This is a genomic window from Candidatus Nomurabacteria bacterium, from assembly GCA_016699085.1.
Classification (GTDB): domain Bacteria; phylum Patescibacteriota; class Minisyncoccia; order Phycocordibacterales; family UBA9973; genus CAZLWF01.
Genome location: CP064958.1, coordinates 22,817 through 39,326, shown reverse-complemented (window position 1 = coordinate 39,326; position 16,510 = coordinate 22,817). Strand labels below are relative to the sequence as shown.

Below are 16,510 nucleotides of genomic sequence, written 5' to 3'. Positions count from 1 at the left end.
AGTAACTCTGGCTTCAATCTAACCTTATTAGCAAAGTCACTATCCATTTTGCTACAAAAAAGTAATACAACGCAGTAGACCTTAAAAGAAAGGTAGCTTTTGCTTCCCTCGCTTTTTTCGTTTATTTTTGTGTCTGTATACTTTCTTTGGCACAACAATTTCTATGCCCACCAAAGCAAAGATCGAGAAAAAATATTTCTCAAAGTATAAGAAGCCATTGGTCGAATTTCCAAATCTATTAGAAACACAGCTCACTTCATACAAGTGGCTGATTGAAACAGGACTCAAAGAAGTCTTCAAAGAATTTACTCCACTCAATGATTACTCAGGCAAAAAATTTCAGCTTGAGTTTTCGGAGTTTTATCTTGGTGAACCAAAGTTTGATGAATACTATGCCAAGGCAAACAAACTAACCTACGAAGCCCAGCTCAAAACTCGAGTTAAACTCACCAACAAAACACTCGGTGGAACAAAAGAACAAGAAATATTTATGGCGGATCTTCCGCTCATGACTGATCACGGCACCTTTATCATCAACGGCGTTGAGCGTGTTATTGTCTCACAGCTCGCGCGAAGTTATGGTGTCTTTTTTACTGATCTTGATATTAAAGGCAAGAAACTTTTTGGCGCAAAAATAATCCCAGCTCGAGGTGTATGGATAGAAATCGAGTCTGATGCAGATGGTTTACTCTATGTTCGCATCGATAAAAAGCGCAAATTCCCGATCAGTTCGCTCTTGCGTGTGCTTGGCTACAGTACCAATGAAGCAATGCTCAAAGCTTTCAAAGCCGAAGAAGCAGTAACCATGATCAAATCTGCGCTTGAGAAAGACCCAGCAAAAACCAGTGAAGAATCATACATAGAAATTTACAAGCGCCTCCGTGATGGTGATTTGGCAACGCCCGAAAATGCCAAAGAATTTATCACTGGCATTTTCTCAATCGAACGCTATGACCTGTCCCCAGTTGGCCGATTCCGATTCAACAAGCGTTTTGAAATGAGCATGGATGACAAGGACCTCGAACGTCGTACTATTTCCAAAGAAGATCTCGTTTCAATAGTTGAACACATTGTTGGACTCAACATGAATCCAGACGGCGAAGCTGATGACATCGATCACTTGGGTCAACGCCGAGTCCGCTATGTTGGTGAACTTCTTCAGCAAAAAATCCGCGTCGGTATGACACAGATCAAGCGCAATATCCAAGACCGTATGTCGACAATCGATGTCGCAACAGCGCTCCCGATAAACATCATCAATCAACGACCACTGCAGGCACGAATCAAAGAATTTTTTACAACGAACCAGCTCTCACAATTCATGGGACAAGAAAATGTCTTGAATGAAATCGAACATTTGCGTATTCTCTCAGCACTTGGTCCGGGTGGACTTACCCGAGAGCGTGCAGGTCTTGAAGTGCGTGACGTACATACGTCACACTACGGCCGTGTTTGCCCGATCCATACACCAGAAGGTCCGAACATTGGTCTCATACTCCACCTATCTACCTACGCTCGTGTTAGTAATTTCGGTATTATCGAAACTCCATATATCAAAGTGAAGAACGGCAAGATTACTGGCGAAGTAGTCTATATGAATGCGCTCGAAGAAGAGAGCTTTAACATTGCACATGCCGGTGTGCCATATGACAAAGACGGCAATATTGAAGAAGAAATGGTTGAAGCTCGAGTCAAAACAGAGCCAGGCATTGTGCCACGTGACCAGATTCATTATATCGATGTCGCGACCAACCAAGCATTCTCAATCGCAACCTCAATGATGCCATTCCTCGAGCACGATGATGCGAACCGTGCACTCATGGGAAGTAACATGCAGAAGCAGGCTATGGCTTGTATCGTACCCGAAGCACCACTTGTAGCAACTGGTATGGAAGAGCTTGCATCCCGATATTCAGGTCGTCTCGTCACTGCCAAAGAAGATGGTGTTGTGACCTATGTTGATGCAAATAAAATTGAAGTTGAGTATGTCAAAGAAAAGAAACAGACTCATCAATTGATGTCCTTCCAGCGAACGAACAACTTTAGTTCATTTCATCAGCGACCGAGTGTTGTTGTCGGAGATAAAGTAAAAAAAGGTTCAATACTAGCTGACACATCGACCACTGATCGTGGACAAATCGCGCTTGGACAAAACGTCTTAGTGGCGTTTATGTCATGGTCAGGATCTAACTACGAAGACGCGATTATTTTATCTGAGCGTCTTGTAAAAAACAGTAAGTTTACTTCTATTTATATTGAAGAATTCGTTTGTATCGTTCGAGACACAAAGCTTGGGCCTGAAATCACTACACGAGATATTCCAAACGTTGGTGAGGTCAAACTCAAAGACTTGGATGAAGACGGCATTGTCCGAATCGGTGCTGAAGTACGCGAGAATGATATCTTGGTTGGTAAGATCACACCAAAAGGCGAGACAGAACTTACTGCTGAAGAGCGTCTACTTAGATCAATCTTTGCTGAGAAAGCTCGTGATGTTAAAGACACGTCACTTCGTATGGAACACGGCAAGCGAGGACGCATTATTGGTGTTAAAATTTTCTCACGCGATCAAGGTCACAATCTCGAATCTGGCATTATTAAAAAGGTAGTTATTGAAGTTGCGCAAGTCCGAAATATTTCTGTCGGTGACAAGCTCGCAGGACGCCACGGTAACAAAGGTGTTATTTCGATTATTTTGCCTGAAGAAGAAATGCCATACCAGGCAGATGGTACACCGATTGATGTTATCTTGACGCCACTTGGTATTCCATCACGTGCAAACCTTGGACAAATTTTGGAAATGCATTTGGGCTACGCAGCGCATACCTTGGGATACCAAGCGATCGTGCCGCCATTTTCAGGTGCAACGATTACAGAAATCAAAGAAGAAATCGTCAAAGCAGGACTACCTGAGTCAGGCAAAGTGACGCTTTTCGATGGGCGAACGGGCGAAGCATTCGATCAACCGATTGCAATTGGGTACATGTATATTTTGAAACTCCATCACATGGTTGAAGATAAGATTCACATGCGTTCTATTGGTGCGTACTCACTCATTACACAGCAGCCACTCGGCGGTAAGGCTCAAGGCGGAGGTCAGCGCTTCGGTGAAATGGAAGTCTGGGCACTCGAAGGATACGGCGCATCACACGTGCTTCGAGAAATGTTGACGATCAAGTCAGACGATATTCTCGGCCGATCAGCAACATTCGATTCGATTATCAAAGGTGAAGAACTGCAAGAACCAAATGCGCCGGCGTCATTCAGCGTGCTCTTGAATTACCTACGCGGCCTTGCACTCAATGTTGAACTAAAGAAAACCACTAAAAGTAACGGTCGAGAAGCATAATTACTTATCTACACATTATGAAAACAATTGATACAACAAATTTTGATTACATAACACTCAAGCTTGCTTCTCCGGACGATATACGAGAGTGGTCATACGGTGAAATCACCAAGCCTGAGACGATCAACTACCGTACAGGCCGATCTGAACGAGGTGGACTTTTTGACGAGCGCGTCTTTGGTCCTGAAAAAGATTATGAATGTTACTGTGGTAAATACCGACGAATTCGCTACAAAGATATTATCTGTGAAAAATGTGGCGTCGAAGTGACTAAATCTATCGTTCGTCGAGAACGTATGGGTCATATCGAACTTGCGAGTCCAGTTGCGCACATCTGGTTCCTTCGAGGTGTGCCATCACGTATGTCAATATTGCTCTCTATTCCAGTTGCTGATCTCGAAAAAGTTATTTACTTCGCTGGCTATATCATCACGAAGGTCAACCAAGATGAGAAAAACGATCTTTTGAAAAGTATTGAAAGTGAATACAAAACTAAAATTAAAAGTATCCAGGACGAAGAGACTCGTGAGCGTCTCAAAGAAATCTTGACGACAACTAAAAAAGAGATTGGGGAAATTGTTGAAGGCAAGGTTTTGAATGAAATCGCTTATCACCACTTCTCACTTAAGTATGGTACATGTTTTGAAGCAGCTATCGGTGCTGAAGCAATTTACACAATTTTTAAAAACCTAGACCTTGAGAAGCTAAAGAAGGCAACCGATGAGCAATTCGAGAAGGCAAGCTCAGTTGAAAAAGAGAAACTCGAACGACGATTGTCGCTCATTCGCTCAATGCTCTACTCAAACATTCGCCCTGAGTGGATGTTCTTGACGCTTATCCCTGTTATACCACCAGCGCTTCGCCCTATGGTTGCGCTTGATGGTGGGCGACATGCAACATCAGATCTCAATGATTTGTATCGACGTGTGATCAACCGTAACAACCGTCTCAAGAAGCTTAAAGAAATCGGCGCGCCTGATGTTATTTTGCGCAATGAAAAAAGAATTCTCCAGGAAGCAGTCGATGCACTTATCGATAATTCGATTGCTAAACAAAATGATTCACAGGCGGTGTCTCAGTCTCAAAAGCGTGCTCTGAAGTCATTGTCAGATAACTTAAAATCAAAACAAGGTCTCTTTAGACAGAACTTGCTCGGTAAGCGTGTTGACTACTCAGGACGTTCAGTTATCGTCGTCGGTCCACAGCTTAAGCTTAACCAATGTGGATTGCCGAAACACATGGCACTCGAACTTTTCCGACCGTTTATTATTTCAAAAATTCTTAAGAATGAACTAGCATTCAACATTCGTGGCGCTAACAAGCTTATCGAAGAAGGTGTGGCTGAAGTCTGGGCGATACTCGAAGAAGTTATTTACGGTAAATATGTATTACTTAACCGCGCACCAACATTGCACCGACTCGGTATTCAAGCATTTAATCCGATACTTATTGAAGGTAATGCTATCCAAGTGCACCCACTCGTATGTGCAGCGTTCAACGCTGACTTCGATGGCGACCAGATGGCAGTCTACTTGCCACTTTCAGATGATGCACAAAACGAGGCGCGAGATTTGATGGCAGCAAATAAAAATCTCTTGAAGCCACAAAACGGTGATCCGATCGTTTCTGCAAAATTGCTTGATATTGTGCTTGGTTGTTTCTGGATGACGAAGTCAGTTAGCGGCGAACGAGGTGAGGGAATGCTCTTTGCAAATCCGAATCAAGCAATCACTGCTTATGACTACGATGCCATTTCATTCCGATCAAAAATCAAAGTACTTGGCACTGATAATCAAAAATATGCATTGTTTAACAATGAGCCATTTGAGACTTCTGTTGGTAGGCTCTTGTTTAACAGCTGTTTGCCTGATGATTTCCCATTCGTTAATGATGAAATTACTCAGAAAAAAATGTCAGCTATTCTTGATCAGATCATTAGTCGCTACGGCATCGATGCAACACCGGCTATCCTCGATAAGATCAAGGACTTCGGTTATCGCTATGCAACAAAATCAGGTATAACCTGGAGTATTGATAACGTAAAAGTACCTGTTGAAAAAGAAGAAATCGTTGGTCGCGCACGAGCACTCGAAAGCAAGATTTTTGCTCAGTACAACGATGGCTTGCTCTCACATGAAGAAAAGTATCAGAAGGTAATTGAAATTTGGGAAAACACTAAAAAGGAATTGGAAAAAGTATTGCTGAACAATCTCGATACGAAAGGCTCTGTCTATGACATGGTGACTTCAGGAGCTCGAGGATCGATGGGTAATGTGACACAGATGGCTGGTATGAAAGGTTTGATACAAAACACGACTGGTAAGACGATCGATTTCCCGATTGTGCCGTCATACATGGAAGGTCTTTCACCGCTTGAATACTTTATTACAACCCACGGTTCACGTAAGGGTCTTGCCGATACGGCACTCAATACCGCTAAAGCCGGTTACCTCACACGCCGTTTGGTTGATGTCGCGCAAGACGTCATGATCACTGAAGTTGATTGTGGCACCAAAGAAGGCAAGCGTGTTGTCAAAGAAATGATTGCTGGTATGGAAATCAGTCTAGCGAAAAATTTGCGAGGCCGAATACTTCTATCTGAAATAAAAGATGATGCAGGTACGACGCTTTATAAAAAGGGTCACATGATTTCCAAAGAAGATGCACAGACAATCGAAAAAGCTGGCATACCTGAAGTCTTTGTTCGATCTCCACTAACGTGTAAAACGCTTCATGGTCTCTGTCAGAAATGCTACGGTCTCGATCTTGGACGTAACAAGCTCGTTGAATTAGGAGAAGCAGTCGGTATCGTCGCGGCCCAAGCAATCGGTGAACCGGGTACACAGTTGACGCTCCGTACGTTCCACGCCGGTGGTGTAGCGGGTGTTGATATTACTCAAGGTTTGCCTCGTATTGAAGAAATTTTCGAACGACGCATTCCTAAAAATGCTGCTATTGTCTCACGAACTGATGGTGATGTATCAGAAATCAAAGTTGATGGCAAAGATCGAACACTGGTTGTACTTTCAGACACTAAACTAGACGGTAAATCAAATGAAATCGAATACACGATATTGCCTCGACGAACACTCTTAGTGAAGAAAGGCGATAAAGTCAAAAAAGGCGAGCTCCTAACTGATGGTTCAGCAGACATTATGGAAATCTTCAAATTCGGCAGTAGAGAACAAGCTGAAGAATATATCATTCAAGAAATTAACAAAGTGTACGAGCTTCAGGGTGCATCGATTTCTCGTAAACATATCGAGATCATTATTCGTCAAATGTTCTCACGAAAGAAAATCAAACACTCAGGCGATACAACATTTAGTCCTGGTGAAATTGTCGAGGCGATTGAACTTATGGAAGAAAATGATCGTATCGAAGCAGAGAAAGGTGAACCAGCTAAAGCAGAAACTATTGTTCTCGGTATTACAGAAACATCACTAACGACCAAGAGCTGGCTCTCTGCGGCATCATTTCAGAACACAAACCGCGTGCTTATCAACAATGCAATTCGTGGCGGTGTTGACTCACTGCGAGGACTCAAAGAAAATGTTATTATCGGCCGCTTGATTCCTGCAGGAACTGGCTTTCATCCAGTTGCTAAAATCGAAACTGAAGAATAAATAAAGAAGCGTATCAATTAAACACTTGTGTCCCTGCCATCTATGCAATCACCGGCAGAACAAATCAAAGAGCGCCTTCCGATCCATGATGTTGTCGCATCCTACATTCGACTTGAAAAAGCTGGAATCTATTTCAAGGCGCGTTGTCCATTCCATAATGAAAAGTCTGCTTCGTTCTTCGTTTCCCCGTCTCGTAATAGTTATCACTGTTTCGGCTGCGGCAGAGGCGGGGATATATTTAGCTTTGTCCAAGAAATCGAGGGTATAGATTTCGTGGCTGCGCTCAAGCTTCTCGCTGAACGTGCAGGCATTACACTCACGAAAACGTACACCAAAGAAGACGGGGAGCGTGTGAGGTTACATGATGCCATGGAAGATGCGACTTCATTTTATGAAGGCCTGCTGGCAAACAATCCTCATGCAAAGAAATACTTACAAACAAGAGGACTGACCGAGAAAACCATCAAAGAATTTCGTATCGGATTTTCACCATCATCGTGGAGTGCGCTCTATGAACATCTGAAAACAAAAAATTATAGTGATGAAGAGTTGGTCAAAGCAGGCCTCGTTATTCGTGGCAAGCGTGATTACTTTGATCGCTTTCGAGATCGGATTATGTTTCCGATTATGGATAGTCGCGGCAAAGTAGTTGCATTCACGGGAAGAATTTTTGCAAATCCTGGAGTCGCAGTACCTGCTGATAGTGCCAAATACGTCAACAGTCCTGAAACTGCACTCTATAGCAAAAGTCATATTCTCTATGGCTATCATCTAGCCAAGCAAGCAATACTCAAAGAAAACGCCGTCATTATGGTCGAAGGTCAAATGGATCTCATCATGGCACAACAAGCAGGTACGAAGCATAGTGTGGCTGTATCAGGCACAGCGCTTACCAAAGAGCATCTAGCACTCATCAAGCGATTTACCAACAATGTCATCTTTTGCTTTGATGGTGATAGTGCAGGTATCGAAGCAGGTGGCAGGAGTGTTAAACTCGCGCTTGCTGAAGGTATGGAAGTGTCTCTCTTGTCCCTGCCACAAGGGCAAGATCCAGCAGACTATATTTTAGAACATGGTACGGATGCCTGGGAGAAACTTGCCGGTGCCGGTAAACATGTGATTGATTTTTACTTAGATATTCTTTTTAGAACGGACATGGATGCAGAGAAACGCATGCTCGCTATCCAGAAGCAAATATTACCGTACGTTGCGCTTTTACAGTCGCGCATCGTGCAAGGTCACTACATTTCAAAAATTGCTGATCTGGCGCACATAGCACCGAAATACATAGATGAAGAAGTTTCTAAATTACAAAAGCCAGCTGTCCCTGAGGTAGTAGATGTCGAGACGCCGATCGCTATCAAGTCGAATGCTGAGCGGCTCTATGAGCAATTACTTGGCTACTATTTGCTTGGACATTTGCGAAATGATAGTAGAATAGCACGTATACAATACGAAACTGAGTGGGAACGTATTACGGGAAGCGCTATCGAACTAGAGATTGCCAAACTCGAAGAGAAGGTGAGAGATGATATCACATTGCAGGCAGAAATTCTCACGGCTGGCAAAGAGAGTTTAGAAACCGAAACCAATGAACTCTTGCTGCAATTTGAAAAACATTTTCTGGAGAAGCGATTCCAAGAATTACTTATCGAACTTAAGAAAGCAGAACGTGATAAAGATACGGTACGGAGCCTCGAGCTCCTCGGCGAATGCCAGCAGATTTCAAAAAAGATCCATGATATTAAAAGTAAACAAGTATAATTTATAAACGCATGAGTAAAAAAATAGCAAAAAAGAAAAAAGTAGTGAAGGCAAAGAAAAAGGTTGTCGCAAAACCAAAGGCTAAAAAGGTAGTGGTAAAGAAAGTGCCTATTAAAGCTAAAACTAAAGTCCAAGCTAAGAAATCTGAACCCAAAGCAGTCATGCATTCTGGCAAGAAATTGACCAAGGCTGAACTTCTGGAACAGAAAGCAACGACGATGGTGGAAAAGGGCAAGAAGCGTGGCTTTATCACCTATGATGAGATACTTAAAATTTTCCCAGATATTGAAACGAACATTCTTTTCCTTGATGATCTCTATGAGAAATTCGGTGCAGCCGGAATCGATGTGCTCGAGGGTGGTAACTTGCTTGATCTTGATGCTATTGTCAAAGATAAAAACGAGTATAAATACGGCAAGGACTCTACCTACGACTCAATCCAAATATATTTAAAAGAAATCGGTCAGTACCCGCTCATCAAAGCCGAAGAAGAGAAAGAGCTCGCGCGTCGCATCGAAGCGGGTGATCTCGAAGCCAAGAACTTGCTTGCTCGCGCGAACCTTCGTCTCGTTGTCTCTATTGCCAAGAAATACGTTGGTCGTAGTTCCGACCTCACCCTCCTTGATCTTATCCAAGAAGGCAACTTGGGCCTCTTTAAGGCTGTCGAGAAATTTGACTGGACCAAAGGGTATAAATTTTCAACCTATGCAACATGGTGGATCCGCCAATCAATCACTCGTGCGCTCGCCGACCAATCTCGCACGATTCGTATTCCTGTGCACATGGTTGAGACTATTTCTAAATACAAACAAGTCGTCCGCCGCCTCTCCCAAGACTTGGGCCGTGAGCCACTTGCCGAAGAGATCGCAACTGAAATGGGCATTGATGTCGAGAAAGTCCACGTGATCGAAAACATTAACCAAGACACCATCTCACTCGAGCAACCAATCGGGGATGATGATGAGAAGTCAACTCGTGGTGAATTTATTCCTGATGACAAAATCCTCAGGCCTGACCAAGAGTCTTCACGAAGAATACTCACTGACAAGATCCAAGAAGTCTTGAGCGAACTCTCACCCAAAGAGAAGAAGATTCTCGAAATGCGTTTCGGTCTCATCGATGGTGTACAGCACACGCTCGAAGAAGTTGGCTCAGAATTCGGCGTTACTCGTGAGCGTATTCGTCAGATCGAAGCTAAAGTCCATGACAAACTCCGTCAGAACGAAAAGATCATGAGGTTAAAAAATTACTTCGATTAAAGTCATCGTGTCGATAGGTAAGGAGAAACTTTATTTAAATGTTGTCTCGCCCCGTAGGAAACGAATTGTGCATTCGACATTGAGTTTTCCTACTAGGGTCATGCGTTTGAAGAATTATTTTGATTAATATACATTTATTTTGAATCCTAAAAAAGTCTATAAAATTGTAGTGTACGTACCCGAAGCAAATGCCGAAGAATTGCGTAATGCGATTGGCGATGCAGGTGCGGGCATAATAGGGAACTATTCCCATTGTACGTTTAGCATAAAAGGCATTGGAAGGTTTAAGCCAACAGAAGGTGCTAATCCTACTATCGGTGAAATAGGGAAACTAGAAGAAGTCGAAGAAATACGTATTGAAACAGTGTGTGAGGGAAGTAAATTGAAAGATATTTTGCAAACTATAAAAAGAGTGCACCCATATGAAGAGCCAGCGACTGATGTGTATCCGATTGAAGTAATGGAATAATTTCATGAACATTTTATTTCTCTGTAAAGGAAACGTAGGAAGAAGCCAAATTGCAGAAGCACTTTTTCGCAAGCAATTTGGTGATCAACACACTGTCGTATCTGCTGGTACCAAATTAAGTGGTCCAGAACAACCAATAGGTGAACTGCTTCCAAATATTCAAGAAGTGCTTGATGTCATGAGTGAGGAAGGTTTAGACGTGGCACCTGCTATTCGTAAACAAATGACAGAAGAAATGGTCAATAGTGCAGATATAGTGGTGGCAATTATGGAAGATACTGAAGAATTGCCTGAGTATCTCATAAACTCATCTAAATTAACTCGCTGGAGTATTCCTGATCCAAAAGGTAAAGATTTGGTATTTACAAGAAATGTTCGAGATCAAATAAAAGATCAAATAAAAAAACTAACATTTTAATTGGAAATAATAGTATCCTATGAAAACAGAAAGACTATATGCTATGAGCTTCGCGAAAGTATATCCATGCTACATTACGAAAGCAGAGAAGAAAGGCCGCACGAAGACTGAAGTCGATGAGCTTATTAGGTGGCTGACAGGATACACGAAGGTGCAATTTCAAAAGCAGCTAGCCAAAGAGACAGACCTCAAGACTTTTTTTACTAAGGCTCCCAAACCTAATCCAAAAAGAGCTTTGATTAGGGGTGTGATTTGTGGAGTTCGGATAGAAGATATCAAGGATAAAGTCATGCGTGAAATCCGCTATTTGGATAAAATGGTTGATGAATTGGCAAAAGGAAGACCAATGGAGAAAATTTTACGGAAGTCTGAATGAACTATTAAAGACTCGGACTTCTGCGCCACAATCAAAAAATGCTAAAATGTCATTATTATGCTTTCTAAATTAACTAAAATAATACCTCTTACACTCCTCGCATTGTTCGTATTTGCGCCCTCTTTCGCCTCCGCCCACCAACCACGCATCACCGAGAGCCGATTTACGACGGTGCCAGATCCAGAAATCTCCAAGGCGTATTATGGCGAGCTTACGGGTGAGCCAGATGTCTATATTATCGATTCCAAGGAAGCTTTTGATTTGTATGTAAATGTACTTGTGCCCGATATCGCTGGGCAGAAGAAAGATGTGTCTGCGGTGGTGCTAAATGGCGAGAAAGAAATTGCACTTCTCGATAGTACAAATTTCGAATGGAAAAAGTTTTACGAGCCCTTTGGTGCCGACACGTACTGGATGGGGCCGCAGTTCAGAGCCCGCGCTGATGCTGGTATCTACGAGATCCGCGTGTGGAGTAGCAACAACGACAGCAAGTACTCTCTCGCTATAGGTGAGATAGAAGCATTTGATGGTAAAGAGGGGATCAGTGCACTTACGACCATTCCCGAGCTTAAGCGAGACTTTTTCGAAGAATCCCCGATAAGCTTTATCAAATCTCCGTTTGGCTGGGGGCTCATCGTCATCATGTATATTCTCGCGTTCATTACCGGCTTCATCTTAAAATTCTTAATGAAGAAGTTCAAAAAACATCCTTCGACAGGCTCAGGACGAAACGTCGGCAAATCGGGTCGCTTGCTTCGCGCGACCCTAGGCGTAGCCTTACTCCTCTGGGCCATCACCACCTCTTGGAGCCCAATCCTCATCTTCTTCTCCGGCTTCGCGATATTTGAAAGTATTTTTTCATGGTGTGCTTTTAATCAATTAATGGGGAAAAATACATGCGATATTTAAGCTGGCTTGCCCTGACTTGTCCTGAGCAGAGTCGAAGGAGCGGAGTCGAAGGGTGTGGGTTTTATGGCGCGATGGGGAAGAATACGTGTCCGGTGGGATCAGAAGGGCATAAATAGTTTTTTAACGGCCTTAAGTACTTGACTTTACATTTCAATGCAGTAAGTTATACTCATGTATATGAAATTGCATGAAGTATCAGAGGTAATTGCAGGGTACACCTTCCGAGGTGCCATCAAGCCAGACAACACTGGCGACCTCTTTGTATTTCAGGCAAAAGACCTCGTCCAAGGAGTACCGTTTGATAATACGAAAACCCTCACCAGAATATCTCACGATACCCCTGGGTATTCCGGTCACCTCCAAAAGAACGATGTCCTTCTCGTCGCTCGTGGCATGAAGTCAGGCGCATTCAGGTCAACCACATATATTGCCGATGAATCGAACGTCATTCCTTCTTCCTCCGTCCATGTCATCCGTGTCACCTCGAAAGAAGTACTTCCAGAATATCTTTCACACTATTTAAATTCTAAAGAGGGTCAGGAGTCTCTCACTCAGATTATTTCAGGTTCATACATCGGAGCACTGCCTCGTAAAGAGTTAGAAAAAATAGACATCCCGATACCTCCCCTGCGAAAGCAGGAGGCACTCATAAATCTTTTTATAAACATTCGCGAACAGCAAAAAATTATTGATAGAGAAAAGGAAATCAAACAAAACATTATCAACGCAACATTTAAAAGCTTAACCATCAAATAACCATGACTACTCACAAAAAATACACACAGGAAGACCTCAACAAGACGCTCTGGTCGGCGGCTGATTCTTCACGTAGTAGCGTGGACGGTGGTGTCTACAAAGACTATGCGTTGACGATGCTTTTCTTGAAATATATAAGTGACCTCAACAAAAAGCGTCACGACGAATACAAGGAGCGTTTCGGAAGCGACGAAAAGCGTATCGAAGAAAAAATGAAGCTCGACCGCTTCTACCTACCCCCGAAGTCGTCCTTTGATTATCTCTACAGCAAGATTGAGGAGGATAATATTGGTGAAGAAATAAACAAAGCACTTCACCGCATTGAAGATGCTAACAAGGAAAAACTTGATGGCGTGTTCAGTGTCGATTTCAACTCCGAATCAATCCTTGGCAAACTTGAACAGCGCAACAAGATGCTCCGTAATTTGATTCAGGACTTTGCAAAGATTGACCTCTCTGATGTAGACGATGACATAATCGGTAATTCCTACATGTACATGATTGAGCGTTTTGGTGCGGATGCTGGCAAAAAAGCGGGAGAATTTTTCACCACACGTTCAGTCGCACATCTCGTCGCAATGCTTGCCGAACCAAAAGAGGGTGACAGAATTTCAGACCCTGCCTGCGGTTCGGGAGGTCTACTTCTCTTGGCTGGTGAGGAAGTTGAGAAGCAAGGTTCAAAGAACTATGCGCTCTACGGTCAGGAATCTACTGGCTCTACATACCAGCTCGCTCGTATGAACATGTTCCTCCACGGCAAAGACTCTGCTCGTATCGAATGGGGCGACACGCTCAACAATCCGCTCTTGGTGGAGAACGACAGCCTCATGCACTTCGACGTAGTGGTCGCGAACCCACCCTTCTCCCTCAAGAAGTGGGGTGCTGAACATGCCGAGTCAGATAAATACAATCGCTTCTGGCGTGGTGTACCGCCAAAAGATAAAGGCGACTTTGCATTCATCACTCATATGGTTGAAACCGCAAAGCCAAAAACTGGACGCGTCGCGGTCATCGTCCCTCACGGTGTTCTCTTCCGAGGTGGTGCTGAAGGAAAGATTCGCGAGCAACTCTTGAATGAAAATATTATCGATACCGTCATCGGACTTCCAGCAGGACTCTTCCAGACTACTGGTATTCCAGTTGCTGTGTTGGTCATTGACCGTTCACGCGAGAAAGGTGGTGCGAATGAAAAGAAGAAAGATGTCCTATTTATCGAAGCCTCAAAGGAGTTCAAGCAAGGCAAAGCACAGAACACGCTGACCGAGGAAAATATTGTGAAGATTTTTGATACCTACAAGAAGAGGAAGGATATTGAGAAGTTTTCTCGCAAGGTCAGCGTCAGTGAGATAGAAGAAAACGAATTCAATCTCAACATCACTCGCTATGTCGATACCTTCGAGGAAGAGGCGCCTGTAGATATTAAGGCAAACCTCAAGGAGCTCGCCTCCCTTGAGCCTGAGCTTCAGAAGCTTGAAAAACAAATGGTCGGATATTTAAAGGAACTAGGAATCAACTAATATGACCGAACAAGCGAACACAGAATTAGAAAAGGCGAAATTAACTAAGCATGATTTTTACTTTGAAACCCCAATATACGAATTATTTGAATACTCTGATCTTGAGAAACCGTTGGAGCTATTTTCTGAAGACGTAGATGCCTACTCAGCAAAAAATCACACCGACACTACCTACAGTGTGGGTTTTTCGTGGATAAAAAAGCTAGACACAGAGTATGTAAATCAGTACACACCTGAAAAGGTTAGCGGCTTTGCTGTCGTGACTCTTAAGTGCAAGAGAAAGGACAACGATACTCTATGTTTCTTTGTATATAAGAATGAAATGACCAAGCAAGTCATGAAAGTTGGCCAATTCCCATCTTTGGCTGACCTGCAATTTGCTGAATTGGGTAAAAAGTATGACAAGGTTCTTCCTGAAGAGGATTTGAAGAATCTTAAAAAAGCTATTGGTCTTGCAGCTCACGGTGCAGGGGCGGGCTCATTTGTTTATTTGCGTCGAATCTTTGAGAATCTTATCCAAGAAACATTTAGTGGAGCTAAAGATCTAAAGGTTGCGGCTGATGTATTTAAGACTACGAGGATGGAGGATAAAATCGTTCTTCTTAAAGAACATCTTCCAAGCCAGCTTGTTGAAATGAAAGCAATATACGGAATTCTAAGTAGGGGCGTGCACGAACTCTCTGAAGATGAGTGTCGGCAGTATTTCTTGCCACTTAAGCTCTCAATTGAGCTAATCCTGGATCAAAAGATAGATGAAAAGAAGAAAAAAGATAAGGACGCTGAGGTGAAGAAGCAATTGCAATCCATTTCACAACAACTCGGAGCCATTAAAAAGCTAGATGAAAAATAAACCTATACAAGAGAATATCCCGAAAGGATGGCGAGCTATGAAGCTCGTAGGTCTTTTTGATTTCAAAAACGGACTCAACAAAGAAAAAGAGTTTTTTGGACACGGCACCCCGATAATCAATTACATGGACGTTAATAAAGGCGGTGGACTCTACAAAGATAATGTATTAGGGAGAGTTGAGGTTAATAAATCTGAGTTAGGTAGATTCAATGTAAAGAGAGGCGATGTTTTTTTTACTAGAACCTCAGAAACATTGGATGAAATCGGATTTTCTGCTGTTGCACTAGATGACTTTCGAGACACTGTTTTTAGTGGCTTCGTTCTACGGGCTCGTCCTAAAAGTAAAGTGCTAGTTCCTGAATATGCTCAATACTGTTTTCGTACTCAATCAGCCCGTAAAGAGATAATGGAGAAAAGTTCATACACAACCCGTGCTCTAACCAGTGGCACCTTACTCAATCATGTAAACATAAAACTCCCGCCCGTTTCTGAGCAGAAAAGAATTGTTTTAGTACTTGAGACTTGGGACAAAGCTATTGGAAAACTTGCCCAGAAGATTGAAAACAAAAAGCATATTAAAAAAGGTTTGATGCAGGAATTACTTACGGGCAAAACTCGTTTACCAGAGTTTAAAGACAAATGGGAATCCAAGTCGTTTGGTGATGCATGTAAATTTTGGAGCGGATTTCCTTTTCCGTCTAAATATTTTTCTGAAGAGAGAGGTGTTCGTGTGGTAAGAAATAGAGATTTAAAGGGAGATGGTCAGATTTTGTACTATTCCGGGACGGATATTCCAGATTCTTACACTGTACAGGACGGGGATATTTTGATCGGGATGGACGGTGATTTCATGACTTGTAAATGGTCTAAAGGCAAGGCTCTCTTAAACCAACGAGTGGGAAAGTTGGTGGCATTTAAGAATGCAAATAAAGACTATCTCTTCTATAAGATTCAAGTTCCTTTAAAAATAATCGAACAAGAAACTAGTTCTACAACGGTTAAACATTTGTCGGCTAAAGTCTTTGAAGGTTTTAAGGCTGTTTTTCCTCCAAAAATCGAACAAGATGCAATTGCAAACATACTTACTACTGCGGACGAAGAAATTCAAGTTCTTAAGCGTAAGCTAAAAGTTCTCCAAGAACAAAAACGGTATCTTTTGAACAATCTCATTACAGGAACGATTCGGACACCAGAAAAATTATCAACCCATAACTAAA

Annotated in this window: 12 protein-coding genes; all 12 read left to right on the top strand. The window is 42.7% G+C overall.

What is annotated here, in order from left to right; translation table 11 throughout:
• Positions 1-163: 163 nt before the first annotated feature.
• On the top strand, positions 164-3,349 hold the full coding sequence (locus IPF86_00195) for a DNA-directed RNA polymerase subunit beta (GenBank protein ID QQR50330.1): 3,186 nt from the start codon (positions 164-166) through the stop codon (positions 3,347-3,349).
• 17 nt (positions 3,350-3,366) lie between these two features.
• The gene (gene rpoC, locus IPF86_00190; protein ID QQR50329.1) at positions 3,367-6,975 is read left to right on the top strand and encodes a DNA-directed RNA polymerase subunit beta'; all 3,609 of its coding nucleotides are present in this window, start codon (positions 3,367-3,369) and stop codon (positions 6,973-6,975) included.
• A 42-nt stretch (positions 6,976-7,017) separates the two neighbouring features.
• The gene (dnaG, locus tag IPF86_00185) at positions 7,018-8,739 is read left to right on the top strand and encodes a DNA primase (protein QQR50328.1); all 1,722 of its coding nucleotides are present in this window, start codon (positions 7,018-7,020) and stop codon (positions 8,737-8,739) included.
• Between the two features lie 161 nt (positions 8,740-8,900).
• The gene (locus IPF86_00180; GenBank protein QQR50690.1) at positions 8,901-9,998 is read left to right on the top strand and encodes a sigma-70 family RNA polymerase sigma factor; all 1,098 of its coding nucleotides are present in this window, start codon (positions 8,901-8,903) and stop codon (positions 9,996-9,998) included.
• Positions 9,999-10,137: 139 nt separating this feature from the next.
• Positions 10,138-10,467 carry a hypothetical protein gene (locus IPF86_00175; protein QQR50327.1) on the top strand — a complete coding sequence of 110 codons (330 nt, stop codon included), beginning with the start codon at positions 10,138-10,140 and terminating at the stop codon, positions 10,465-10,467.
• Positions 10,468-10,471: 4 nt separating this feature from the next.
• On the top strand, positions 10,472-10,885 hold the full coding sequence (locus IPF86_00170; protein ID QQR50326.1) for a hypothetical protein: 414 nt from the start codon (positions 10,472-10,474) through the stop codon (positions 10,883-10,885).
• Positions 10,886-10,904: 19 nt separating this feature from the next.
• A complete protein-coding gene (locus IPF86_00165; protein ID QQR50325.1) occupies positions 10,905-11,261 on the top strand; it encodes a DUF2200 domain-containing protein in 357 nt (118 codons plus the stop codon).
• 171 nt (positions 11,262-11,432) lie between these two features.
• A complete protein-coding gene (locus IPF86_00160) occupies positions 11,433-12,170 on the top strand; it encodes a DUF2892 domain-containing protein (protein ID QQR50324.1) in 738 nt (245 codons plus the stop codon).
• A gap of 177 nt (positions 12,171-12,347) precedes the next feature.
• Entirely contained in the window at positions 12,348-12,926 is a 579-nt protein-coding gene (locus tag IPF86_00155) for a restriction endonuclease subunit S (protein QQR50323.1), read from the top strand.
• A gap of 2 nt (positions 12,927-12,928) precedes the next feature.
• Complete coding sequence (locus IPF86_00150; GenBank protein ID QQR50322.1) at positions 12,929-14,443, top strand: type I restriction-modification system subunit M; 1,515 nt, start codon at positions 12,929-12,931, stop codon at positions 14,441-14,443.
• Between the two features lies 1 nt (position 14,444).
• Positions 14,445-15,293: a hypothetical protein gene (locus IPF86_00145; GenBank protein ID QQR50321.1), complete on the top strand. Its 849-nt coding sequence runs from the start codon at positions 14,445-14,447 to the stop codon at positions 15,291-15,293.
• Positions 15,283-16,509, top strand: coding sequence for a restriction endonuclease subunit S (locus IPF86_00140; GenBank protein ID QQR50320.1), 1,227 nt, complete (start codon positions 15,283-15,285; stop codon positions 16,507-16,509). The genes IPF86_00145 and IPF86_00140 overlap by 11 nt, the downstream gene beginning before the upstream one ends.
• Position 16,510: the final 1 nt, after the last annotated feature.